The following is a 21,546-nucleotide window of genomic DNA, read 5'->3' as shown; positions in this document are numbered from 1 at the left end:
ACCGGGGGTTCCGGTCCGGTCAGGGGATTTCCCGGTCCGGGTCGGCGGGCTCGCGTGTCCGTGTCGGAGGGCCGCTTGCGGGCGCGCGCCGAGGGGCCTACTGTCCCGGCCCGTGAACGAACCCTTCCCGACATCCCCGCCCTCCCCGCCCTCTCCGGTCGCTTCGCGCCTCAGCGCGACGGCGGACGCCTACGACTCCGTGGCGGCCCTCTACACCGAGCTCGCCAGGAACGAACTGGACGCCCATCCGCTGGACCGCGCGCTGCTCGCCGCGTTCGCCGAGTACGTGCGGGGCGCCGACGCCGGTCCGGTCGTCGAGCTGGGCTGCGGGCCCGGCCGGATCACCGCGCACCTGAGGGACCTGGGGCTGGACGCCTTCGGCGTCGACCTGTCGCCGGTGATGGTCGGCATCGCCCGCGAGACCTACCCGGACCTGCGGTTCGAGGTCGGCTCCATGGACGCCCTGGACCTGGCCGAGGACGAGGTGAACGCGGTCGTGGCCTGGTACTCGGTCATCCACGCCCCGCCGGAGGACCTGCCCGCGTACCTCGCCGAGTTCCGCCGGGTCCTCGCGCCCGGCGGCCACCTGCTGCTCGCCTTCTTCGAGTCGTCGGGCGACCCGGTCACGGAGTTCGACCACAAGGTGGTGACGGCCTACCGGTGGCCGATCGACCGGCTGGCGGAGCTGGCCGGAGAGGCCGGGTTCGTGGAGCTCGGCCGGACGCTGCGCGAGCCCGTCGAGGGGGAACGGCCCTTCCGCCACGGCCGCCTGCTGATGCGCCTGCCGGCGCACGGGGACGGAGGCGGGGACGAGGTCAGGGACGGGGACGGGCGACGCGAGTAGTCGTCCACCACCCCGGAGAGCGCGGCCCGTGCGGCTCCCGGCGGCCCGCGAACAGCTCCGAGGCGGGCGGTACCCCGGCGGACGGCCACGGATCCGCACCGGCCGGTTGCGGGTCAGCGTCCGGCTTCCGGCACGGGGGGCCGCTCCCGCGGCACCGGGAGGATCAGAGGTCGGGGAGACCCTCGTCCTTCGCACCGGCACCCTGCGTCCCGGATCCCTGCGTGCCGGGTCCCTGCGTCCCGGATCCCTGCATGCCGGGCCCCCTGTCACCGGCGGTGCGGATCTCACCGACCGGCCCCTTGCCACCGGCCCGGTCGCCGCCGGCGGCCGCACGGCCTCCGGGTCCTCCGTCCTCGCCCAGGTGCTCGGCGAAGAAGGCCTCGATCCGCTGCCAGGCGTCGGCGGCGGACTCCGGGTGCGGGCCGGTTCCCATGGCGCGCATCACCACGCGCAGCGGTTTCGGTCCGTTGGGGGCCTCGTTGAGGAAGGAGTGCCCGGCGTGCGGGTACTCCTTGACGTCGTTGGGCACCTGCGCTTCGTAGAGGGCGCCCCGCAGCTCGTTGGCGGCCCCTCTCAGCTGCCGGTCCTTGGCTCCGTAGCTGGCGACCACGGGGCAGGAACGGGCCGCGACCGCCTGGAGGTCCCGGGGCAGGAAACCGTAGTTGGGCGCGGAGGCGTCGAAGTCGGGGGCCGCGGCGATGGCGAAGCCGCCGCCGAGGCAGAATCCGATGACCCCGACCTTCCCCGTGCAGTCGCCCCGGGCGCGCAGCCACTCGCGTCCGGCGAGCAGGTCGGTGAAGGCCCGTCCGTGTCCGGCGCCGAGGGCGCGCATGACCCCTCGGACACAGCGCAGCATCCCGCCGTCGCTGTAGAGGTCGGGGACGACCGTGAGATACCCGGCCCGCGCCATCCTGTCGGCGTGCAGGCGCATCTGCTCGTCGACCCCGAAGGCCTCGTGGGCCACCACCACCCCGGGCCAGGGTCCTTCGCCCTCGGGCAGGGCCAGGTAGGCGCGCAGGTTCGGTGAACCGTCACCGCCCCGGGTGAGGTCGCTGAGATCGATCTCCGGCATGGCTCTCTCCCGCTCGTCCGCCCCCGCGCCAGTGTTCCCACCGACTCTAGACACCCTGCCGCTGTCGGGAAGGGGATCGGGGGAAGGGATCCGCCGGAGTGGGGCGATGTGCCCGGAACATCCCTCACCGCCCTCCGAAAACACCCGGGGAGGACGCTGGGAGCACCCGGCGCCTCTCACCTGTGGGTTCTCTCGGAACGGCCCGGACACCCGGCCGGAACCGGACGCCGCTGCGCCCGAAGAGCCCTGAGGGTCCCGTGTTCCTCCCTTTGAATCCCTCCCGTCCGGGTAATCTCCCCGGAGGCGGCCACGGCGACCAGAGGAGTGGAGTGCGCTCGATGAGCAGGGAACAACGGGACATCGAGAAAGCGAGAGCGGCCTCGTCGCAGCTCTGGGCCAAGGCCAGTCTGGTCACGCCGATGGCGATCCGGGCGGTGGCGACGCTACGGGTCGCCGACCGCCTGGCGGAGGGCCCGCGCACCGCCCCGGAACTGGGCGAGGCCGTCGGCGCGCACCCCGACTCCCTGGCCCGGGTCCTGCGTCACCTGGTGGCCGAGGGCCTGTTCACCTGGGACGGCGAACGGTTCGCGCTCACCGACACCGGTGCCGCGCTGCGCTCGGACCACCCCTACTCGCGGCTGCACTGGTTCGCGGCCGACAGCGCTCACGGACGGGCCGACCTGTGCCTGTCCGAGCTGACCGAGGCGCTGCGCACCGGGGAGTCCGCCTACGGGCTGCACTTCGAGGGGACGTCGTTCTGGGAGGACCTGTCCGCGGACCCGGCCCTGTCCGCCTCCTTCGACGAGATCATGGGGGCGCGCATGGCGGCGCAGGCGCGGACCCTGTCCGGGATGTACGAGTGGCAGGCGCTGGAGCACCTGGTGGACGTGGGCGGCGGGGACGGCACCCTGCTGCGCACCCTGTTGGAGCGGTTCTCGCATCCGCGCGGAACCGTGGTGGACCTGGCCGGACCGGCGGCGGCCGCACGCGAGACCTTCCGCAGGGCCGCCCTGTCGGACCGCGCCGACGCCGTCGAGGGCAGTTTCTTCGACCCCCTGCCCGAGGGCGGGGAGGCCTACCTGCTGTCCTGGGTCCTGCACGACTGGGACGACGACTCGGCCCGGGCGATCCTGCGCCGCTGCGCCGAGGCGGCCGGACCCGCCGGGGTCGTCCTGGTCGCCGAGTACGACGGCGGGCCGGCGGTGTTCGAACTCGACGTGCGGATGCTCGCGTACTTCAACGGCCGGGAGCGGAGCGCCGAGGAGATCGCGGCCCTGGCGGCGGAAGCGGGACTGAGTCTCGCCGGGAACCACGAATCGCACGGAATCGAGCTCCTGGAGTTCACCGTCGGCCACCCAAGGTGACTTGAGTCACATGGCACTTCTGTCACCACGGGTAACGCGATCAACACCCGAATCCACCCCGCTCCCCCTGTTGACGCGGACGCTCACAACTGGCTCCATGGGGCGCACCTCTTCACACCCGCTACTGAGGAGTTCTCAGCATGATCAACCGCAGGCTCTTCCTGGGCGGCGCCTCGCTCGCCGTCGGAGTCCCCCTGCTGGGCGCAGCCGGTTGCGCTCCCGGCCCCCAGAACATCACCCCCGCCTCGGGCGCGGCCAATTTGGGAGCGCTCCCGGTCAGCGTGACCAACAACAGCGGCGCCTACGGGGACGACGAGGTCCTCGTGTACATCGTCGGCACCGACCTCGTGGACAACGTCCACTGCTGGGTCGACTCGAACGGGACGCCGCACCAGGTCAGCGTGGACGACAACACCGATGACGGGTACACCGACTACTCGATCCCGCTGGACGCCCTCCCCTCCGACATGACGCTCCCGTACATGTCCGGCCGGATCTACTTCGCCCTCGGCGGCAAGCTCGGCATCCGGATCGTCGAGGACGGCAACGGCAACCCCGCACTCCAGCTCCCGGCGGGCTGGGTCGAGAACGACCACGGGTTCGACGTCCTGCACGACTCGGTGGAGTTCACCCACAACGAGGACGGCATGTTCTGCAACACCTCGATGGTGGACCAGTTCAGCGTGCCGATCGGCATCCGGCTGACAGGGGACGACGACCAGAGCACCGGCTTCCTCCTGCCCGGCGGACGCGACGCGATCTTCGAGACGCTCGCCGCCGACCCGGACTTCTCCTCGCTGGTCTTCGGCAACCACCGGATCGTCGCCCCGGGCCACGGGCTCGACTCCGGGATCTTCCCCACCGACTACTTCGACCCGTACGTGGACCAGGTGTGGTCGCACTACGCGGGCACCGACCTGAGCGTCACCACCAACGCCGGGACCTTCACCGGCCGGGTGCAGGGCGGCGAGCTGCTGTTCGACGGCGGGGTCGCCCCCATCCCCCGGCCCAGCACCCGTGACGTGTTCTTCTGCGACGGTGCCCTGGACGCACCCAACGACGGCATCACCGGCCCCGTCGCGGCGATCGTCGGCGCGGCGCTCAACCGCGCCACCCTGCTGGACCACGCCGCCCAGCCCACCGACGACCCGGCCGGGTTCTACCTGGCCGACATCGCCAACCGCTACGCCGGGGTCTTCCACGAGTACACCGAGGACGGCAAGGCGTACGGGTTCGCCTTCGACGACGTCGAGGACTTCGCGTCCTACGTCCAGGACCACGGCCCCTCGGGCCTGGAGATCACCCTGACGCCCTTCTAGGAACCCGCTGGGAAGGGCCGACCACGGACGCGCGCCCCGGACACCCCAAGCCTGATGGGAGCGGGGGTGCCCGGGGCGCGCCTGTGAACCGGGGTCAGGGCCTCGGAGCCCGGGAAGCCTCCGGGACCTCCGGAACCTCGGAACCGGGAGCCTCACCCGCGACTGCCTCAGCCGCTGCCCCGGACCGGTACCAGGTCCGGGCGGACCGGCTCTCGTGGAACGCCAGGACCACGACGGCGATCGCGGCGTCGGGAAGGCTCGGATCGCCCGCCAGCAGGCCGAACAGGGCAGTCAGCAGCCAGATCCCGGCCAGTACGCGCACGCACCACTGCCGGGCTCTGCCGCCCCGGCGCAGGGTCGCCGCGACGTAGAACTCGAAGAGGGTCAGAGCGAGCAGCACGAGCATGAAGGCGATCGACGCCGCCCTGCTCATCTCCATCTCCTCGTAGACCTGGGCGTCCGTCATCACAGCGAACCCGATGAGCGCCAGCGTGTGGATGATGAGCGCGAAGACGACTCTGATGTAGATCAGCGTGCGGACAACGGTGAGCGCACGGGGCACGGGGCTCGTACTCATGGGGGAACTTCCTCGTCACAGGGCGGTGGGACTGCCGGTCAGCAGACCCGAAACTCGGGTCTGTCCGTGCCGGAGTCGGAGGATACAGACCGGTCCCGACACCCATCACCCCCGGGGCAGGGCCGGTATCGGCCGGGGAAGGGCCCGGGCCCCGTCACCGCAGGACGCCCGGGCCCGCACCGCACGGGGCGCACGCCCCGCTGAGCCCGCCCCGGACTCACTCCGGAGCGGGCGCCGCGATCGCGGTCACCGACTGCCTCCGCTCCCGGTCCCGCCGGGCCCGGCGGGCTCGGCGAGGCCGACCGGGCCGCCGGGGGCGGGTTCGAAGGCACGGGCGACGTCGGCGTCGCCGACCTCCGACAGCACGGCCGGAGCCCACTTCGGGTCGCGGTCCTTGTCGATCACCTGCGCCCGGATGCCCTCCGCCAGGTCGGGCCAGTTCAGCGCGGCCGTGGAGACCCGGTACTCCTGTTCCAGGACCTCCTCCAGGGTGGCCAGGCCGCGCGCCCGGCGCAGCGCCGCCAGAGTGGTCTTCACCGCGGTCGGTGACTTGGCCTCGATGGTGTCGGCCGCCTTCGCCGCCTCGGGGGCACCGTGCCCCCGCAGCCGCGCCACGATCTCCTCGGCGGTGTCGGCGGAGTAGCAGGAATCGATCCACTGCCGCTGGGACCCCAGGGACCCGGCCGGGGCGATCTCCGCGAAGCGGCCCACCGCCTCGGCGACGTCGGCCTCCGTGCCCGCCTCCGAGAGCGCGGAGACCAGGTCGGGCAGGCGTTCGGCGGGCACGTAGTGGTCGGCCATGCCGGTGTACACCGCGTCCGCGGCGCCGACCGGGGAGCCGGTGAGCGCCAGGTGGGTGCCGGTCTCGCCGGGCGCCCGCGACAGCAGGTAGGTCCCGCCGACGTCGGGCACGAACCCGATGGTGGTCTCCGGCATGCCCACCTCGGAGCGCTCGGTGACCACCCGCACGGCTCCGTGCGCCGACAGGCCCACGCCCCCGCCCATGACCACACCGTCCATGAAGGCGACGTAGGGCTTGGGGTAGCGGGCGATCTGGGCGTTGAGGTGGTACTCGTCCCGCCAGAAGTCGGCGGCCCGCCGGTCACCGTTCACGGCGCTGGACCGGATCGCCCGGATGTCGCCGCCCGCGCACAGGCCGCGCTCCCCCGCGCCGTCGAGCAGCACCACGGCCACCCGTTCGTCCTTCTCCCAGGCGGTGAGGGCGGTCGCGAGCGCGCGGACCATGTCGTGGTCCAGGGCGTTGATGGCGCGCGGCCGGTTGAGCGTGGCGCGGGCCAGTGCGCCCTCCACCCTCAGCAGCACCGTGGCGTCCGGGGCGCTTCCGCCCGCGAGGGTCTCTTCGCCGGCCATCAGGCGGCCCCGGTGAGTCGTCGAGCGGTGATGGGGCTCATGGTCTCGTCGGTTCCTTCCAGGATTCGGTGCACCCGCAGGTCGCGCACGATCTTCTCAGTGCCGTACTCGGCGAGGTGGCCGTGCCCCCGTGGAACCGGAGGGCCCGCTCGGGCTTCAGATCGCCCCGTCCGGACTCTCGACGCGTCCTTCGGGGCCGACCCCTAGCCTGTCACCGTGTTCCGGTTCCCCGCTCGGGACCGACTCGAGGCACCGGTGCGCGGAAGGTCGGTGATCCCCCTTGTCCGACTCCACGACCCGGGCGTCGACGGCGCCGCTCGGGGGACGGTTCTGGGCCTTCTGGTCCGCGTCCCTGGCATCGAACCTCAGCGACGGTGTGGCGATGATCGCCGTGCCCTGGCTGGCGTCCTCACTCGCACCTGACAACGCGGCCCTGGTGGCCGCCGTGGCCACGGCGGGGCGGCTGCCCTGGCTCCTCCTGGCGCTGCCCGCGGGGGTGCTGGCGGACCGGGTCCCCCGCTTCACGCTGATGGTCTCCGCCAACGCCCTGAGGGTGCTGTTGTGGGCGCTGCTGGCCCTGCTGGTGTTCTCCGGCTGGGCCTCGGTCCCCCTGTTGGCGGCCTTCGCCTTCTGCTTCGGCGCCCTGGAGGTCTGCTACGACACCGCCGCCGAGACCACGGTGCCCGCTCTGGTTCCCAGGAGGGCTCTGGAGCGCGCCAACGGGCACATCCGCTCCGGGGCCGTCGTGGCGCAGGAGTTCGCCGGGCGTCCGCTGGGCGGTTTCGCCCTGGCCCTGGGCCTGTTCGTGCCGTTCCTGTTGAACATCGCCGCGCTGCTGGTGTCGGTGGCGGCCCTGCTGCGAGTGCGCGCCACGGCACCAGCGCGGGACAGCGGCCCCGGACCGGCCCGGGACAGCGCATCCGAGCCCGGCTCCGGTTCCCCTCCGAGCGTGCCGCGCGGGCTGCGCGGGCTGCGCGGGCTGCGCGGGGTGTGGGAGGACGTGGTCGAGGGGGTGAGGGCGCTGTGGAGCCAGCCGTTGCTGCGCGCGGTGGCGGTCGTCGCGGTGTTCGTGAACACCGCCTACGCGACCCTGCTCTCCACCCAGGTCCTGTTCGTCCGGGACACCCTGGGGCTGGACTCGGCCGGGTTCGGACTGCTGATGGCCTTCGCCGCGGTCGGCTCGGTGGTCGGCGGGCAGCTGGTCTCCCGGCTGCGCTCCGTCCTGCCGCACGGGACCCTGCCCGTGGTCTGTCTGGCCGGGAGCGGCCTGCTGTACGCGGTGGTGGCGCTGTTCCCGTCCACTCCGGTGGTGGCCGCGGCGTACTTCCTCTCCGGCGGTCTCGTCATGGGTTACGGGGTCGCGATGACGTCGGTTCGGCAGCGCGTCACCCCGGACCATGTCCTGGGCCGGGTGAATGCCGCCATGCGCACGGTCAGCTGGGGCATGAGTGCCGTGGGCATGGCGGCCGGCGGTGTGCTGGTGTCGTCTCTGACGTCCGCTCTGGGCCAGAGCGACGCTCTCCGTGCCCCCTACGCACTGGTGAGCGCGGTCAGTCTGGCGGTGGTGGTGTGCTTCGGACGCAGGTTCGCCGGTCTGGTGCGCGAGCACGACGTCTGAGCCCCTGCCGGGGTCTCCCCCTCGTGGTCCGGGACGGGGGACCCGGGCGGGGGTGTCCGAGGAGAACGGGTCGGGGCAGGAGGGTCACGCCCCGACCCGTTCAGTTCCCGAGGGAGCGGAGCATCCCGTGGGCCTCGTCCATGCGTGCCGGGAAGGCCTCCGGGCTGTCGGCGAGCCGCATGGCGGTGAGTTCGCAGGCCATCGCGGCGTGGGCGGCGAGGAGGGCGACGTTCTCCGCCGCTCCCGCCTCGGTCAGGGCCCCGGCCAGGCGGAGCGCCCGTTGCTGCCGGGTGAGCAGGTAGCGGGACCGGAGGTCGACGCTCTCTCTCAGGAGTCTGACCAGCACCGTCGAGTGGGCCGGGGACAGGGAGGCGTAGGGCCTGGTGGCGACGCCGGCCTCACGGAGCAGGGCGAGCGCCGCCCCGAGGTCGTTGCCCAGCGGGCGGTCCGCCTTCTCCCGCACGTAGGCGCACATGCGGTCCACCTCGGCGCTGTCGTCGGCGAACAGCACCTGTTGTTTGTCGCCGAAGTACCGGAAGAAGGTGGTGCGGCCGACCTCGGCGCGTTCCGCGATGGCCGCGACCGTGACGTTGTCGAATCCGTGTTCGGCGAAGAGTTGGAAGGCTGCTGACACGATCGTGGCCCTCGCCTTACGACGTTTGCGAGCGTGGAGCGTGTCCGGGGGGTGGTGCATGAGGCGACCCTATCGAGTGGGAACTCGGTTCTCCTTGGTACGCGGGACCGGCGATTGGGACGGTGGTCCCGAAACGGACCGGGAGACCGAGGGAGCGGGAAGTCGTCCGGGCTGGATGACTGGTGGTGACCGGCAACCCGAGGCCTGGGTGGCCCTCGGGGCAAACACCGGTTGGCCCGGGAGTTTATTGCAAAGAGATCTGGTACTGACAACCGCCTTCCACTCACCGCTGAACCCTTGCCCGGAAAGGGTTCCCTCCTCACGAAAGTTATCCCACCCACGGGGCCACCATTTCCGAACGGCACGAATTAGCCACCCGCAGTCAATCTTTCGGGTTCCTAACTATTAACAAACCGAGACGTCCGGAACCCCTCCGCACACCGGCCCGCCGAACACCGGACCGCCGCACCGGGCCGCCTTCCCGGGCCGCCCGACACGTCTTCCCACGAATGTCGCACCCCTGTGCCAGAGTGGAGACTCAGCTCACACTCTGGGGTTCCTCATGGCATATCTCCTGGTCATCGGCACACGCAAGGGCCTGTTCACGGCCCGCAGCGAGGATCGGCGCGAGTGGGAGGTGACCGGTCCGCACCGTCTCGACGAGGCCAACGACGCGGGAATGAGTCCTGTCTACACCGTCGGGATCAACCCGCACACCAAGCGCCTGCTCGCCGGAACGGAGAGCTGGCACTTCGGTCCGAGCGTCTGGCACAGCGACGACCTCGGCAGCACCTGGTCCGAGCCCGGGGCCCCGCCCATCGCCTTCCCCGAGGACACCGGCGCCTCGCTCACCCGCGCCTGGCAGTTCGCCTTCGGCGCCGACCCGGACACCGTGTTCGCCGGGGTGGAGCCGCACGCCCTGTTCCGGTCCTCCGACGGCGGCACGAGCTTCGAACTCGTCCGCGCGCTGTGGGACCATCCGCACCGGACCGAGTGGTTCCCCGGAGCCGGAGGGGCCGCGATCCACACCGTCCTGCCGGGGACGCTCGGCTCGGGTCGGCGCTCGCCCGAGGCCGTCACCGTGGCCATGTCCACCGGAGGTGTCTACCAGACCGAGGACGACGGGGCCAGTTGGGTACCGGCGAACCGGGGCATCTCCGCGGGGTTCCTGCCCGACGAGGAGCCGGAGTACGGCCAGTGCGTGCACAAGGTCGCCGCCGCCCCGGACGGGTCCTTCTACGCCCAGAACCACCACGGGGTCTACCGCAGCGCCGACCCGGCCGCAGACGGGTGGAGCCGGATCGAGGAAGGGCTGCCCACCGACTTCGGCTTCGCGATGGTCGCCCATCCGCACCGGCCCGAGTCCGCACTGAACTTCCCCGTGGTCAGCCAGGAGGTGCACTTCCCGCCGGGGAACAGGCTGAGTGCCTACCGCACCGACGACGGCGGGAAGTCGTGGCGGGCGGTCAACCAGGGGCTGCCGGAGGAGGCGTACTTCGGGATCGTGCTGCGCGACGCGGCCTGCACCGACGGCGCGCAGGTCCCCGGCTTCTACTTCGGGACCCGCTCCGGGGACGTCTACGCGGCCACCGACGACGGCGAGAGCTGGCACCAGGTGGCCGCGCACCTGCCCGACGTGCTGTGCGTCCGGGCCGCGGAGGTGTGAGATGCGTGTGACCGTGCACCTGACCAGCGTGCTGCGGGCCGACGCCGACGGTGCCACCCACGTCCCGGTGGAGGTCGGCGACGGTGCCGCACTGCGCGTGGTGCTGGACGAGCTGGCCTCCCGCCACCCCGGCCTGGACCGCCGGATCCGGGACGAACGGGGCGAGCTGCGCCGGTACGTGAACGTGTTCGTGGACCAGGACGAGTGCCGCGCCGTCGGCGGCCTGGACGCCCCCGTCCGCGAGGGCGCGGACGTCCGCCTGCTCCCCTCGGTCGCCGGGGGCTGAACGACGGGTTCGGGCCCCGGAGCACCTGCTCCGGGGCCCGACCGGCCGAACCCTTCCCCCGTACCCCTCGGCGCAGGTCCGCCGTGCGCTACCCGGTGTGCTCGGTGGCCTCCGAACGCCCGGGCTCCCCGGTGGTCCGGGTGCCCTCCGCCCGGGTGCGGCGCATCGGCATGGGACGCAGGTGGGTGAGGCTCCGCCAGACCCATTCCAGGGGGCCGAGCCTGAAGCTGCCCAGCCACCAGCGGGCGAAGAGGGCCATCACCACGAAGTAGGCGGCGGCGATCCCGTACTGCGCCAGGATCGGGATCACCCCTTCGAACGGCTTCATGGTCAACAGGAACACCGCGGTGCTGCCCAGGTAGACGGTGAGCGTCATCCGCCCCAGCGGGACCAGGGCACCCAGGGCCCTGGCGGCGGTCCGGTCACGAGTGAACAGCCACCACACCAGGCCCAGGAAGAACAGGCCTCCGCCCAGGCCGGAGAGACTGCCTCCGAGGGACATCAGCATGTCCGCGCCGGGGTGGACCACCACCATGCCGTCGGGTCCCAGCACCGGGACGCCCTGGGCGTCGAACTCCATGGGGAAGAACAGGTCGGCGCCGAGCATGACGGCCATGCCGAGTACCTGCCCGACCAGTCCCACCCACAGCAGCCGCCGTGGGAGACGGGCGGGTCCGCCGACGCGCTCCGGCGAGAGCTCGGGCCTGCGGGCGAGCCACACGCCCACACAGAAGAACCCGAGGGTCTGCGGGATCAGCCGGACCAGTTCGCCCGCGCCGCCCGGGAGCAGCTCGCCCGCCCCGTACCCGAGGAGCGGCGCCGCGGCGAACAGGGCCACCGCGGACCAGAACGGCCGGGCCCGCGAGCCGGACAGCAGGAACGGCATCAACGGGGCGAGCAGCAGCGCGGTGAGCGAGTAGTGGGTGAGGATGTCCCCGTGGAACACCATCAGGTGCGGCGCCCCGAAGAGCAGGCCCAGGAACACGTAGCGGCGCAGCATGAGCACCATCGGCCGTCCCCCGCGCCGGGCCGCCGCCCGCCAGGCGAGGACGGCGCCCACGCCCAGCAGCAGCATGAGCAGCGCACGGGCCTTGCCGGACATCAGCACGCTCAGCCCGGTGTCCACGACCGAGGCCAGGGTGCTCTGCTCGCGCTCTCCGAGCCGTTCCGCGGCGAAGACGACGGTGGGCGCGTTCATCGCCACCACACCGATCATCGCCAGGGCGCGGGCCGCGTCCAGGAAGGCGACCCGCCGGGCCGGGGCCCGGGCGGTCTCGCCCTCCCGCGCTGCTGCGGCCGGAGCGCGGTCCGGGCTCTCGACCGGTTCCTCTGCCGAGGTGGATGCTGTGGTCACGGGGTCCTCCCTGATGGATACCGGAACAGCCTCTCCCGGCGGGACCCGCCCGCACATCGCCCGAACAGCCGAACCCCCGCGGGCCCCGGGTCAGCCTTTCGGCCGACCCCCGTCCGCCCCGGCGACCCCCTGGCCGACCCTGTGAGCGCCCCCGGGCCCCGACGGGACCCGCGACCGCACTCCCCGATCCGCTCCCCTTGCCTGTGGTCTCACCCTCCTCAGCACCGTCGCGGCCTTCGGCACCGCCGTGGACGCCACCGTGGCCGGTCCGGCCGTCGAGACCTTCCTGCCCGCCGACCCCGGCACCGCGCGGCTGCTCCGCGAGTCGTCCCTTTGACCGATGCCCGCCGCGGGGGCCGCGGTCTAGCCTGGTCGGCATGTTCCACTCCACCGGCCTGCCCGCGGCCCTGAGCAGGCTCTTCACCTCCGTGGGCGGCAGCCCTCGGGAGCCGGCCCGGCTCGTGGCCCTCGGCCTGACCGGAGCGATGCTCGTCCTGTGGCTTCTGGACCTGCGGACGGCGCTGCGGATCCCCTCGATCCCGGAGTGGCCGGGGCCGCCGTCCTCCCCGATGGACCTGGCCGGATGCGTCTCGGGCGCGCTCTGCGTCGTGTTCGTCGCCCTGGCTGTCCGGCCCTCGGCCGGACCCTGGGCGACGCTGGCCGCCGGGACCGCCGTGCCGGTGTCCGTCATGGTCGTGTCGGCGCTGCTGTGGCCCCTGCCCAAGGGGCTGTTCGGTTTCCCGACCACCATGGCCGAGACGGCCGGGCTGCTCGTGCTCCTGGCCCTGGCCGGGCTACGCTGCCGCGCCTGGCAGGTCGCCGCGGTGTCGGTACTGGCTCTGGCCGCCTTCTCCTCCGACTACCTCCGCGAACCCACCGGTCTCTACCTCTCCAGCTGGCTGCTGATGGTCGTGGCGGGTCTGGCCCCCGGCCTGTACCTGCGCTGGCGCAGGGCCGACCAGGAGGCCCGCGTGGAGCGGGTCCGCGCGGCGGAGCGGCTGGCCATCGCCCGCGACCTGCACGACGTGGTGGCCCACGAGGTCACCGGGATCGTCGTGCAGGCCCAGGCCCTGCGCCACATCGCCGAACGCGACCCGGCGGCCGTCCAGGAGGCCCTGCCGGAGATCGAGGCGGCGGGCACCCGGGCCCTGGAGTCCATGCGGGGGATGGTCGCCCGGCTCCGCGAACCGGATGAGGCCCCGCTGGCCCCCGGACCCGCCGAGGGCCTGGACGCGCTCGCCGCCCCGGCCGGCCCCGGGCGGCCCGAGGTGACGGTGCACGTGGCCGGTCCGGTCGCGGACCTGCCACCGGAGGTCGGTACGGCGGTGCTGCGGATCGTCCAGGAGTCGGTGACCAACGCGCTGCGCTACGCCCGGGGCGCCACCCGGGTGAGCGTGGTGGTGACGGCCGAGGAGGACGAGGTCGGGATCCGGGTCGTCGACGACGGCCGGGGCACCGGTCTCTCGGTGGGCGGCGGCCACGGACTGACCGGCATGACCGAACGCGCCCGGCTCCTCGGCGGCGATCTGACCGCCGGACCGGACCGCATGGGGCAGGGTTGGACGGTGCGGGGAACGATCCCCGCCCAGCGCGGAGGGGACGGCCGGGGTTGACGACAGGGACGACGACGGGTGAGACGGTCCGGGTACTGCTCGCCGACGACCAGCAGATGGTCAGGACGGGTTTCCGCTACATACTCGACGCCGAGGACGGGATCTCGGTGGTCGGGGAGGCCGGTGACGGCCTGGAGGCGGTCCGGCTGGCCGAGCGGCTGCGCCCGGACGTGGTGCTCATGGACATCCGGATGCCCGGGATCGACGGTCTGGAGGCGACCCGGCGGCTGGCCGGCCCGGGGCTCGCGGACCCGCTCCGGGTGGTCGTGGTGACCACCTTCGACCTGGACGAGTACGTGCACGCGGCGCTGACCGGCGGAGCGGTCGGGTTCCTGCTCAAGGACGCGGGCCCCGCGCTGCTGATCGAGGCGGTGCGGGCCGCCGCGCGCGGGGACGCGATGGTCTCACCGCAGATCACGGTGCGCCTGCTCCGGCACTACTCCGCGGCCCGGGCTCCCCGGCGGGGCCACTCCGGTTCCGGACTGACCGCGCGCGAACTGGACACCGTGCGCACGGTGGCGCGCGGGCTGACCAACACCGAGGCCGCGGCCGAACTGCACGTGACCGTGAGCACGGTCAAGACGCACCTGGCCCGGGTCCAGGAGAAACTGGGCGCCCGCAACCGGGTGGAGGTCGCCGCCTGGGCCTACCAGAGCGGGCTCATGGACTGAGAGCGCTCCCCCGACCCGACGCCGCATTCCGCCCGTATCACCCTGAATCCCCTGCCTGCTTGACGAAAAAGTGAGCGGGTTCTGACCCGTATCGCCCGTGTCGTCCGCCTCCACACACCCGCACCAAGCGTGATGATCGGTGAGGAAATGGGCGCCAACGACACGACTGCGAGGAATGACCTATGGCCACCATGCGTGCGGCCCGGCTGAACATCACCGACCGAACCCTCCAGGTCACCGACGTCCCCAAGCCCTCCCCCGGCCAGGGACAGGTCCTCGTCCGGGTCAGGGCCGCGGGTGTGTGCCTGTCCGACATCCACCTCATCGACGGCACCCTGAGCCCTCTTCACCTGAAGGGCGACACGGTCACCCTGGGGCACGAGGTGTCCGGGGTCGTCGAGGAGGTGGGGCCCGGGGTGTTCGACGCCGAGGTCGGCGAACGGGTGGCACTCCAGGCCGGTGAGCATGACCGGCACGGGCGCGTGCTCACCCGGGGGGTGGACTACGACGGCGGCTGGGCCGAGTACGCGCTGGCCGCTGAGGAGACCCTGGTCCCGATCCCGGACGAGCTGTCCTTCGAGCAGGCCGCGATCATCCCCGACGCCGTCTCCACGCCGTGGGCCGCGGTGACCACCACGGGGGACGTCCGCCCGGCCGAGGCCGTGTGCGTGTGGGGCGCGGGCGGCCTGGGCGCGCACGCCGTCCAGCTCCTGAGGATGGTCGGCGCCGCCCCGATCATCGCGGCCGACCCCGACGAACACGCCCGTGCGCGGGCCCTGGAGTACGGGGCGGACGTCGCCCTGGACTCCACGGCCCCGGACTTCCTCACCCGGATCGGCCAGCTCACCCACGGCCGCGGCCTCGACGCCGCCTTCGACTTCGCCGGGGTGCCGGTCGTACGCGACCAGGCGGTCCAGGTGCTCGGCGAGCACGGCCGCCTGGTGCTGGTCGGCCTGACCGACAAGCCGTTGGAGGTCAGGGACGGCACCCGGTTCAGCTACCTGCGGCAGCAGATCCTCGGCCACTACGGCTCGGAGCCCGAGCACGTGACCCAGCTGGTGGACCTGGTGCGGGCGGGCCGCCTGGAGTTCAGCCGCTCCGTCAGCGGCACGTTCACCCTGGAGGACGCGCCCAAGGCCGTGGAGCAGTTGGAGAGGCGGACCGGATCCCCGGTCCGCCTGGTCCTCCAGCCCTGACCCGGGGCGTGCCCCCGGGCCGTTCACCGGGCCGTTCCGCGCCCGCTGACTACCAGTTCGAGGGCTGGTAGTCCTTGAGGAAGCAGCCGTGCAGGTCCTCGCCGAGTTCGCCGCGGACGATGGGGTCGTACACGCGGGCGGCCCCGTCCTCCAGGTCCAGCGGTGCGTGGAACCCGGCCTCGGCCATCCGCTCCTTGTCCGGGTGCGGCCGCTCGTCGGTGATCCACCCCGTGTCCACACTGGTCATGAGGATGCCGTCGGACTCCAGCATCTCCTCGGCGCTGGTCCGGGTGAGCATGTTCAGCGAGGCCTTGGCCATGTTGGTGTGCGGGTGGCCGGGGCCCTTGTACCCGCGGCCGAACACGCCTTCCATCGCGGAGACGTTGACGATGTAGGTACGCCGCGCGGGAGACGCGGCCATCGCCGGACGCAGCCGGTCCACCAGCAGGAAGGGCGCGCTCACGTTGCACAGCTGTACCTCCAGCATCTCGACGGGGTCGATCCCGCCGATCTTCTGGGTCCAGCTGTTGACCGGCGCCAGGTCCGGCACCAGACCGCCCGCGTCGATCGCCCCGCCCTCGCGGATCCGGTCCGGGTGGGCCGCGCCGGTGGTCAGCGCCAGCGACGTGAGCATCTCGGGGGTCAGCGTGTGCGGGGCGGCCTCGGCCACCTCGGACTCGGCGGCGCCCTCCAGCTCCCGGGGCCGGACCCCGCCGAGCACCAGGGGTTCGGGCAGGCCCTCCCCAGTCAGCGGCTGGGCCTCGGCCGCGATCAGCGGCGCGTAGGAGCCCGGAGACCGGCGGACGGTCTGCGCGGCGTTGTTGATGAGGATGTCCAGCGGTCCCTGCTCGACCACCGAGTCGGCCAGCCGCACCACCTGGCCGGGGTCGCGCAGGTCGATGCCGACCACGCTCAGGCGGTGCATCCACTCGTCGCTGTCGGGCATCGCGGCGAACCGGCGCACGGCGTCGTTGGGGAAACGCGTGGTGATCGTGGTGTGGGCGCCGTCGCGCAGCAGACGCAGCGCGATGTACATGCCGATCTTGGCCCGGCCGCCGGTGAGCAGGGCGCGCCGCCCGGTGAGGTCCGTGCGGGCCTCGCGGCGCTGCCGGTTGAAGGCGGCGCACTCCGGGCAGAGCTGGTGGTAGAAGGCGTCGACCTCGTTGTACTTCTGCTTGCAGACGTAGCAGGGGCGGGCCTTGCGCAGGACACCGGCGAGCTGCCTGCCCTCGCCTCCGGTGGTGTCCGTCTCCTCCGCACCGGTCTCCGCCGCCGCGCCGTCCCCGTCGGCGGCCAGGGCGCGACTGGTCAGGGCGCGGCCGTTGGTCTCGTCGTCGATCCGGTCCGGCGCGGCCGTGGCCGTGGCCGCGAACACCGCCTCGTCGTGGGCCCTCCGGGCGGCGTTGCGCTCCTTGCGCCGCCGTTCCTTGAGCGCCTTGAACAACCGGGCGGTGCCCCGCTGGAGGGTCTTGGAGTCGTCGTGGTCGATGGGCAGGCCCTCAGCCTCGGCCAGCACCTCCAGGCACACCCGAAGCCTGTCCGGGTCGATCCCGTCGACCGTCGACCGCGTCACCGTTTCCGTCATCACCGCATCCCGCCGCTGTTCCGATGGCCGCCTTGCCGGGCCCTCAGGAACTTTATGCGCACTCCGGCACCGGACTGTCGGTGCGAAGCGGTCCGTGCGACGGGCGACCATGGGAGCTGCGAGGGTCCGGTGAAGGGAACCGGTGGAGCGACACAGCGAAAAGGACCGGTGGAGAGAGTCGATGCGTGAGTTCGTGGTGCTGCTGGACGAGGATCACCAGCGCGTGGGGGTGGCGGACAAGGCCACCGTGCACACGGAGCACACCCCGCTGCACCTGGCCTTCTCCTGCTACGTGCTGGGCCCGGACGGCCGGGTGCTGGTCACCCGCCGGGCGCTGGGAAAGACCACCTGGCCCGGGGTGTGGACCAACAGCTGCTGCGGCCACCCCGCCCCTGAGGAGTCCATGGCGGAGGCGGTGCGCCGCCGGGTCCGCCAGGAACTGGGGATCGGGCTGACCGAGGTCGCCGAGGCCCTGCCGGACTTCCGCTACCGGGCGGTGTCGGCCGAGGGGATCGTGGAGAACGAGTTCTGCCCGGTGTTCTGGGCCCGGACCGAGGACGTCCCCGCCCCCGACCCCGCCGAGATCGCGGAGTTCGCCTGGGTGCCGTGGGCGGACGTGGTGGCGCTGGCCGAGCGGACCCCCTGGGTGATCAGCCCCTGGGCCGCCGTGCAGATCCCGCAGCTGGCCGCGGCCGGGGGCCCGAAGACCGGAACCGCCGGGACCTGAGGTCCGGCATCCGAGCGTCCGGGCCTCCGACGGGGTAGGTACGCACCGACCCCTCAGGAGTTGGAGCGCACCCCATGCCCCCTCAACCGCACGCACCCGTCCGTCCCGCGGCCCTGGTCTTCGACGTCCTCGACACGCTCTTCCCGCTCGGCCCGCTGGAGTGGCGCTTCCGCGAGGCCGGGATCCCGCGGGTTCTCATGCCCCGGTGGTGCGACCACCTGCTGCGGGACGCGTTCGCGCTGTCCCTGCTGGGTGAGGCGCGCACCTTCGGGGACGTCGCCCGGGGTTCCCTCCGGGACATCACCGGGAACCAGATCGTCCCGGCGGCGGAGGACCTGATCATCGACGGTCTCACCCAACTCGAACCCCGCCGGGAGGCCGCGTCGGCGCTGGAGGCCGCACGCGGGGCGGGGGTGCGGACGGCGGTGCTCGGCCACGGGGACGGCGAGGAGGTCCGGCTGCTGCTGGAGCGCTCCGGACTCCCCCTGGAGAGCCCGCCGGCCGGGCACGGGGACGCGCCGGGGGTGTGGCGGCCGGCCCGTGAGCCCTACCTCGCGGCGGCGCGGGCCCTGGGGGTTCCCCCGAGCCGGTTGGGCCTGGTCACCGCGCACGGATGGGACGCGGCGGGCGGCCGCGGGGCGGGGCTGGTGACGGGGTGGTCGGCGCACCTGGAGGGGCGCTTCCCGTCGGTCTTCGCGCGCCCCGACGTCGAGGGCAGGGACCTGGCCGAGACCGTCGAGCTCCTGCTCGCCCTCCCGGAACCCGCCTAGGGAGAGTTCCGCGGATGCTTTCGAAGGAACAAGACCTAGTCCTCCCAGGTGCGGTCGTACTCGGGGTGGCCCCGGTAGACGGCGGCCAGGTACTTCACCGCGAGCCGCCAGGCCAGCAGTTCGGACCAGGGGTCCCCCTTGACCTTCACCGCCTGCGCGGAGGTGTCGAGGATGCGCATGCTCGCGGTGTGCGCCTCGGTGTACCCGCGGACGATCTTGCGTTTGGCCGACACCTCGGCCAGCGCGCGCTCCCGGCCGCGTGAACCCACGGGGACGGCCTTGGACGCACGTTCGTCCTCGTCCAAACGCGCGTTCAGGAACTCGACGATGGTCAAGGGACAACTCCTCTTCTCTACCCCCAATGCCCTACATACGGTTCAGTATCAGCCATTCGACCCGCTTGGGCCACCCGGAGAACCCCGCCGATCCGGGTGGAAACCGCCCGGTGTCCCCAGCCGTCACACCGGGCACCCGGGCTCCCTCACCTGCTTCTCGCGCCGTCCTAGTCACACCCCTCGAACTGCGGGACGCTCTCGACCACCTCGAGGTCGGTCTCACCGAACCACTCCTCCAACAGGCCGGCCGCGGTCCCGTCCTGGTACATCTCGCTGATCGCCTTGTTCACCGCCTCACAGGCCGCCACGTCGCCGTGCGGCAGGCCCACTCCGTACTTCTCGTCGGTGAACGGGTTGTTCACGAACCGGAACGAGTCGGGGTCCTCGGCCAGGAACCCGGCGAGGATCAGGTTGTCGGTGGACACCGCGTCCACCGTGCCGTCGCTCAGCCGCTCGATGCAGGCGCTGTAGCTCTCCGCCTCCTGGAGCTCCCGCACGTCGATGCCGAGGCCGTCGGTGATGCGGTTGGCCGAGTTGGAGCCCGCGCCCTGGCAGACGCTGCGGCCCTCCAGGTCGCGCACGCTCGCCACCTCCTCCTCGTCGGCGCGCACCAGGATGTCCTGCTTGGCCACGTAGTACGGGCCGCCGAAGGTCACCTCGGTCTTGCGCGCGGGGGTGATGGAGTAGGTCGCCACCACCATGTCCACCTCACCGCTGACCAGCTTCTCCTCGCGCTCGGCGGAGGTGATGGGTACGAACTCCACCTCGTCGATCCCGAGGTGCGCGGCGACGTAGTTCGCCACGTCCACGTCGAACCCGACCAGTTCGCCGCCCTCGTCCAGCCCCAGTCCGGGCTGGTCGGCCTTGACCCCGATCGTCAGCGAGTCCGCGTCGACCAGGGACTCCGCCCGCTCCCCCGAGCAGGCGGACAGCGCCATCACCACCACGGAGCCCAGAGCTGCCGCGGCCACGCCGCGACGGTGTCGAAACCACATCGGCCTGTTCCTTGTCTCTCGGGGTCAGCGGTACTCGGCGAGTCGGGGACGGACCCCGGCCACCACCAGCGCGAACAGGACGAGGGCACCGACCGGCAACCCCCAGGACCACGGGGACAGCACGGCGTCGCCGCGCTCGATCCCGGCGGTGAACGCGTCCCGATGCAGTTCGATCAACCCGCCCAGGGCATCCGTGTAGACGCGGAAGACCCCGTCCTCGGTGTCGGCCACCCCCATCCGGATGTCGATCGCCCCGGCCAGGTCACCGCTCTCCGCCGCCGCGCGCATCCGCTGGTCCTCCTCCTGGAGCGCGCTGTAGGCGGTGAGCACCTCGGCGAGGGAGTCCTCCTCCCCCTGCAGCAGCGAGTCCTGTGCGCTCTCTCCCAGGTAGCCCAGGGTGCCCGGGTCGTCGGGGTCCTCCCCGTTCGACCCCGGCAGTTCCGGATAGGCGTCCGGGACCTCACCGACCGCCTCGTAGTAGTCCGTCAACGTGCTGGCCGGGCGGAACAGCACCTGCTGCGCCCGCTCCAGGTAGACCTGCTGGTAGTTGTCCGCGAGGTCCTCGTCCGCGAGGTAGCGGCTCTGGTCCGCCTGCATGTCGGTCGCGATCGCCCCGGCCCGGGCCAGCGCCATCGCGGCGGCCAGCCCTTCGTTCCTGGCCTCGCTCTGGTGGGTCCCGCTGCTGTTCAGCGCCAGGATGACGCCGAGGGTCAGCACCACCGTCCCGGCCGTCGCGGCCAGGAGCGGGGCGTTGAAGCGGCGGCGGAACCGCACCCGGAGGTAGAGCTGCAGCCCGATGAGCGCGGCCACGGTCGCCGCACCCACCACGCCGACCCACACGAGACCGAGCGCCACCGAGGACTGTCCGGCCTCGTGGTTGGCGCGCACGATCGCCGAGGAGTCCAGCCCCAGGTTGAACGCCTTGGGCATGAGCTCGGTGTGCATCAGCTGGGTGGCCTCCCGGTACGCCTCCAGGGCTTCGGGGTCCACCTCCCCCGGCGGGGCCTGGGCCTCGTCGTTGAGCAGGCGCGCCTCGCTGACCTTCTGGTCGTAGGCGCCCATGCCGTCCAGGACCGCCTGGACGTTGAGCTCCTCGACGGTGTCGCCCTCGGTGAGGGACGCCGCCTGGAGCAGAGCCGCGTTGGCCTCGGTCCGGCTGGTGTCGTAGCGGTCCAGGGCCGCCTGGCGCCCGGAGCCGAGGTCGTGGTCGGTTCCCATGAGCAGGACGTCCGCCACGCTGGCGTCCATTTCGGCCAGTGACAGGTACAGCTCGGTCGTGGCCATGGCCTGCGGACCGGCGTCCCGGCCCAGGACGTGGAGCCCGTCACGGGCCTGGTTGAGCGTGACCGTCGCGGAACCGAACAGGCCCGTGATGGTCAGCGCGCACAGGATCGACAGAGCCCACACCCGGGTGGGCGTGGTCCGCATCGAGGCGCGCACGCGCGGCCACCAGGCGCGGATACGTCCGGCGGGAACGGGGGGCGGCAGCGAGGAGGCACCCGGTTCCGGGCTCCCTGCCAGCTGGTCCGAGTTGGGGGGCATCAACGGG

The 21,546-nt window shown here is 72.5% G+C and carries 21 protein-coding genes; 11 read left to right on the top strand and 10 right to left on the bottom strand.

Annotated features, from left to right (window positions below; all coding sequences use genetic code 11):
- Positions 1–112 precede the first annotated feature (112 nt).
- The gene (locus D458_RS0118060; RefSeq protein ID WP_017588158.1) at positions 113–844 is read left to right on the top strand and encodes a class I SAM-dependent methyltransferase; all 732 of its coding nucleotides are present in this window, start codon (positions 113–115) and stop codon (positions 842–844) included.
- Positions 845–1,007: 163 nt separating this feature from the next.
- Here the strand turns inward: D458_RS0118060 and D458_RS33700 are convergent, their stop codons facing one another.
- The gene (locus D458_RS33700) at positions 1,008–1,916 is read right to left on the bottom strand and encodes a dienelactone hydrolase family protein (RefSeq protein WP_017588157.1); all 909 of its coding nucleotides are present in this window, start codon (positions 1,914–1,916) and stop codon (positions 1,008–1,010) included.
- A 338-nt stretch (positions 1,917–2,254) separates the two neighbouring features.
- Between D458_RS33700 and D458_RS0118050 the strand changes: the two genes are divergently transcribed.
- Both D458_RS0118050 and D458_RS0118045 read left to right on the top strand, forming a co-directional pair.
- On the top strand, positions 2,255–3,280 hold the full coding sequence (locus D458_RS0118050) for a methyltransferase (protein ID WP_017588156.1): 1,026 nt from the start codon (positions 2,255–2,257) through the stop codon (positions 3,278–3,280).
- Positions 3,281–3,420: 140 nt separating this feature from the next.
- The gene (locus D458_RS0118045) at positions 3,421–4,599 is read left to right on the top strand and encodes a beta-1,3-glucanase family protein (RefSeq protein ID WP_017588155.1); all 1,179 of its coding nucleotides are present in this window, start codon (positions 3,421–3,423) and stop codon (positions 4,597–4,599) included.
- Between the two features lie 94 nt (positions 4,600–4,693).
- Here the strand turns inward: D458_RS0118045 and D458_RS0118040 are convergent, their stop codons facing one another.
- The 3 genes from D458_RS0118040 to D458_RS36425 form a co-directional block, all read right to left on the bottom strand.
- Positions 4,694–5,176 carry a hypothetical protein gene (locus tag D458_RS0118040; RefSeq protein ID WP_017588154.1) on the bottom strand — a complete coding sequence of 161 codons (483 nt, stop codon included), beginning with the start codon at positions 5,174–5,176 and terminating at the stop codon, positions 4,694–4,696.
- A 246-nt stretch (positions 5,177–5,422) separates the two neighbouring features.
- Complete coding sequence (locus tag D458_RS33695) at positions 5,423–6,547, bottom strand: enoyl-CoA hydratase/isomerase family protein (protein WP_017588153.1); 1,125 nt, start codon at positions 6,545–6,547, stop codon at positions 5,423–5,425.
- Entirely contained in the window at positions 6,547–6,636 is a 90-nt protein-coding gene (locus tag D458_RS36425) for a hypothetical protein (protein ID WP_239647997.1), read from the bottom strand. The genes D458_RS33695 and D458_RS36425 overlap by 1 nt, the downstream gene beginning before the upstream one ends.
- Positions 6,637–6,827: 191 nt before the next feature.
- Between D458_RS36425 and D458_RS0118030 the strand changes: the two genes are divergently transcribed.
- Entirely contained in the window at positions 6,828–8,165 is a 1,338-nt protein-coding gene (locus D458_RS0118030; RefSeq protein WP_017588152.1) for an MFS transporter, read from the top strand.
- A 100-nt stretch (positions 8,166–8,265) separates the two neighbouring features.
- Here the strand turns inward: D458_RS0118030 and D458_RS0118025 are convergent, their stop codons facing one another.
- Positions 8,266–8,859, bottom strand: coding sequence for a TetR/AcrR family transcriptional regulator (locus tag D458_RS0118025; RefSeq protein ID WP_017588151.1), 594 nt, complete (start codon positions 8,857–8,859; stop codon positions 8,266–8,268).
- Between the two features lie 502 nt (positions 8,860–9,361).
- Here D458_RS0118025 and D458_RS0118020 point away from each other — a divergent pair.
- Positions 9,362–10,465 carry a WD40/YVTN/BNR-like repeat-containing protein gene (locus D458_RS0118020; RefSeq protein WP_017588150.1) on the top strand — a complete coding sequence of 368 codons (1,104 nt, stop codon included), beginning with the start codon at positions 9,362–9,364 and terminating at the stop codon, positions 10,463–10,465.
- Position 10,466: 1 nt separating this feature from the next.
- Entirely contained in the window at positions 10,467–10,751 is a 285-nt protein-coding gene (locus D458_RS0118015) for a MoaD/ThiS family protein (RefSeq protein WP_017588149.1), read from the top strand.
- Between the two features lie 88 nt (positions 10,752–10,839).
- Here the strand turns inward: D458_RS0118015 and D458_RS0118010 are convergent, their stop codons facing one another.
- Positions 10,840–12,105, bottom strand: a complete 1,266-nt coding sequence (locus D458_RS0118010; protein ID WP_017588148.1) for a DUF418 domain-containing protein — start codon at positions 12,103–12,105, stop codon at positions 10,840–10,842.
- Between the two features lie 377 nt (positions 12,106–12,482).
- Between D458_RS0118010 and D458_RS0118000 the strand changes: the two genes are divergently transcribed.
- From D458_RS0118000 to D458_RS0117990, 3 genes are all read left to right on the top strand, one after another.
- Positions 12,483–13,718 (top strand): sensor histidine kinase, encoded by a 1,236-nt coding sequence (locus D458_RS0118000; RefSeq protein ID WP_017588146.1) that lies wholly within the window; start codon positions 12,483–12,485, stop codon positions 13,716–13,718.
- Positions 13,715–14,389: a response regulator gene (locus tag D458_RS0117995; RefSeq protein WP_017588145.1), complete on the top strand. Its 675-nt coding sequence runs from the start codon at positions 13,715–13,717 to the stop codon at positions 14,387–14,389. Before D458_RS0118000 ends, D458_RS0117995 begins: the two co-directional genes overlap by 4 nt.
- Positions 14,390–14,571: 182 nt before the next feature.
- On the top strand, positions 14,572–15,585 hold the full coding sequence (locus tag D458_RS0117990) for a zinc-binding dehydrogenase (protein WP_017588144.1): 1,014 nt from the start codon (positions 14,572–14,574) through the stop codon (positions 15,583–15,585).
- A 49-nt stretch (positions 15,586–15,634) separates the two neighbouring features.
- Here the strand turns inward: D458_RS0117990 and D458_RS0117985 are convergent, their stop codons facing one another.
- Entirely contained in the window at positions 15,635–17,170 is a 1,536-nt protein-coding gene (locus D458_RS0117985) for an SDR family oxidoreductase (RefSeq protein WP_017588143.1), read from the bottom strand.
- A gap of 181 nt (positions 17,171–17,351) precedes the next feature.
- Between D458_RS0117985 and idi the strand changes: the two genes are divergently transcribed.
- Positions 17,352–17,897, top strand: a complete 546-nt coding sequence (idi, locus tag D458_RS0117980) for an isopentenyl-diphosphate Delta-isomerase (protein ID WP_017588142.1) — start codon at positions 17,352–17,354, stop codon at positions 17,895–17,897.
- A 74-nt stretch (positions 17,898–17,971) separates the two neighbouring features.
- The gene (locus D458_RS0117975; RefSeq protein WP_017588141.1) at positions 17,972–18,667 is read left to right on the top strand and encodes an HAD family hydrolase; all 696 of its coding nucleotides are present in this window, start codon (positions 17,972–17,974) and stop codon (positions 18,665–18,667) included.
- Positions 18,668–18,702: 35 nt separating this feature from the next.
- Here D458_RS0117975 and D458_RS0117970 read toward each other — a convergent pair whose 3' ends face one another.
- The 3 genes from D458_RS0117970 to D458_RS0117960 all read right to left on the bottom strand — a co-directional run bounded on the left by D458_RS0117970 (position 18,703) and on the right by D458_RS0117960 (position 21,539).
- Entirely contained in the window at positions 18,703–19,002 is a 300-nt protein-coding gene (locus D458_RS0117970) for a DUF6221 family protein (RefSeq protein ID WP_017588140.1), read from the bottom strand.
- Positions 19,003–19,169: 167 nt separating this feature from the next.
- Positions 19,170–19,997, bottom strand: coding sequence for a transporter substrate-binding domain-containing protein (locus D458_RS0117965; protein WP_026119430.1), 828 nt, complete (start codon positions 19,995–19,997; stop codon positions 19,170–19,172).
- Positions 19,998–20,021: 24 nt separating this feature from the next.
- Positions 20,022–21,539 carry a hypothetical protein gene (locus D458_RS0117960; RefSeq protein WP_017588138.1) on the bottom strand — a complete coding sequence of 506 codons (1,518 nt, stop codon included), beginning with the start codon at positions 21,537–21,539 and terminating at the stop codon, positions 20,022–20,024.
- Positions 21,540–21,546 lie beyond the last annotated feature (7 nt).

It is taken from the genome of Nocardiopsis ganjiahuensis DSM 45031, from assembly GCF_000341085.1.
Classification (GTDB): Bacteria; Actinomycetota; Actinomycetes; order Streptosporangiales; family Streptosporangiaceae; genus Nocardiopsis; species Nocardiopsis ganjiahuensis.
The sequence above is the reverse complement of the archived record's forward strand: the minus strand, read 5'-3'. Positions and strand labels throughout refer to the sequence as shown.

What these genes read in the sequence shown, in the direction of transcription:
- D458_RS33700 (WP_017588157.1), bottom strand. Translation starts at nt 1,916, where the DNA reads ATGCCGGAGATCGATCTCAGCGACCTCACCCGGGGCGGTGACGGTTCA.
- D458_RS0118050 (WP_017588156.1), top strand. Translation starts at nt 2,255, where the DNA reads ATGAGCAGGGAACAACGGGACATCGAGAAAGCGAGAGCGGCCTCGTCG.
- D458_RS0118045 (WP_017588155.1), top strand. Translation starts at nt 3,421, where the DNA reads ATGATCAACCGCAGGCTCTTCCTGGGCGGCGCCTCGCTCGCCGTCGGA.
- D458_RS0118040 (WP_017588154.1), bottom strand. Translation starts at nt 5,176, where the DNA reads ATGAGTACGAGCCCCGTGCCCCGTGCGCTCACCGTTGTCCGCACGCTG.
- D458_RS33695 (WP_017588153.1), bottom strand. Translation starts at nt 6,547, where the DNA reads ATGGCCGGCGAAGAGACCCTCGCGGGCGGAAGCGCCCCGGACGCCACG.
- D458_RS0118025 (WP_017588151.1), bottom strand. Translation starts at nt 8,859, where the DNA reads ATGCACCACCCCCCGGACACGCTCCACGCTCGCAAACGTCGTAAGGCG.
- D458_RS0118020 (WP_017588150.1), top strand. Translation starts at nt 9,362, where the DNA reads ATGGCATATCTCCTGGTCATCGGCACACGCAAGGGCCTGTTCACGGCC.
- D458_RS0118015 (WP_017588149.1), top strand. Translation starts at nt 10,467, where the DNA reads ATGCGTGTGACCGTGCACCTGACCAGCGTGCTGCGGGCCGACGCCGAC.
- D458_RS0118000 (WP_017588146.1), top strand. Translation starts at nt 12,483, where the DNA reads ATGTTCCACTCCACCGGCCTGCCCGCGGCCCTGAGCAGGCTCTTCACC.
- D458_RS0117990 (WP_017588144.1), top strand. Translation starts at nt 14,572, where the DNA reads ATGGCCACCATGCGTGCGGCCCGGCTGAACATCACCGACCGAACCCTC.
- D458_RS0117985 (WP_017588143.1), bottom strand. Translation starts at nt 17,170, where the DNA reads ATGACGGAAACGGTGACGCGGTCGACGGTCGACGGGATCGACCCGGAC.
- idi (WP_017588142.1), top strand. Translation starts at nt 17,352, where the DNA reads ATGCGTGAGTTCGTGGTGCTGCTGGACGAGGATCACCAGCGCGTGGGG.
- D458_RS0117975 (WP_017588141.1), top strand. Translation starts at nt 17,972, where the DNA reads ATGCCCCCTCAACCGCACGCACCCGTCCGTCCCGCGGCCCTGGTCTTC.
- D458_RS0117965 (WP_026119430.1), bottom strand. Translation starts at nt 19,997, where the DNA reads ATGTGGTTTCGACACCGTCGCGGCGTGGCCGCGGCAGCTCTGGGCTCC.
- D458_RS0117960 (WP_017588138.1), bottom strand. Translation starts at nt 21,539, where the DNA reads ATGCCCCCCAACTCGGACCAGCTGGCAGGGAGCCCGGAACCGGGTGCC.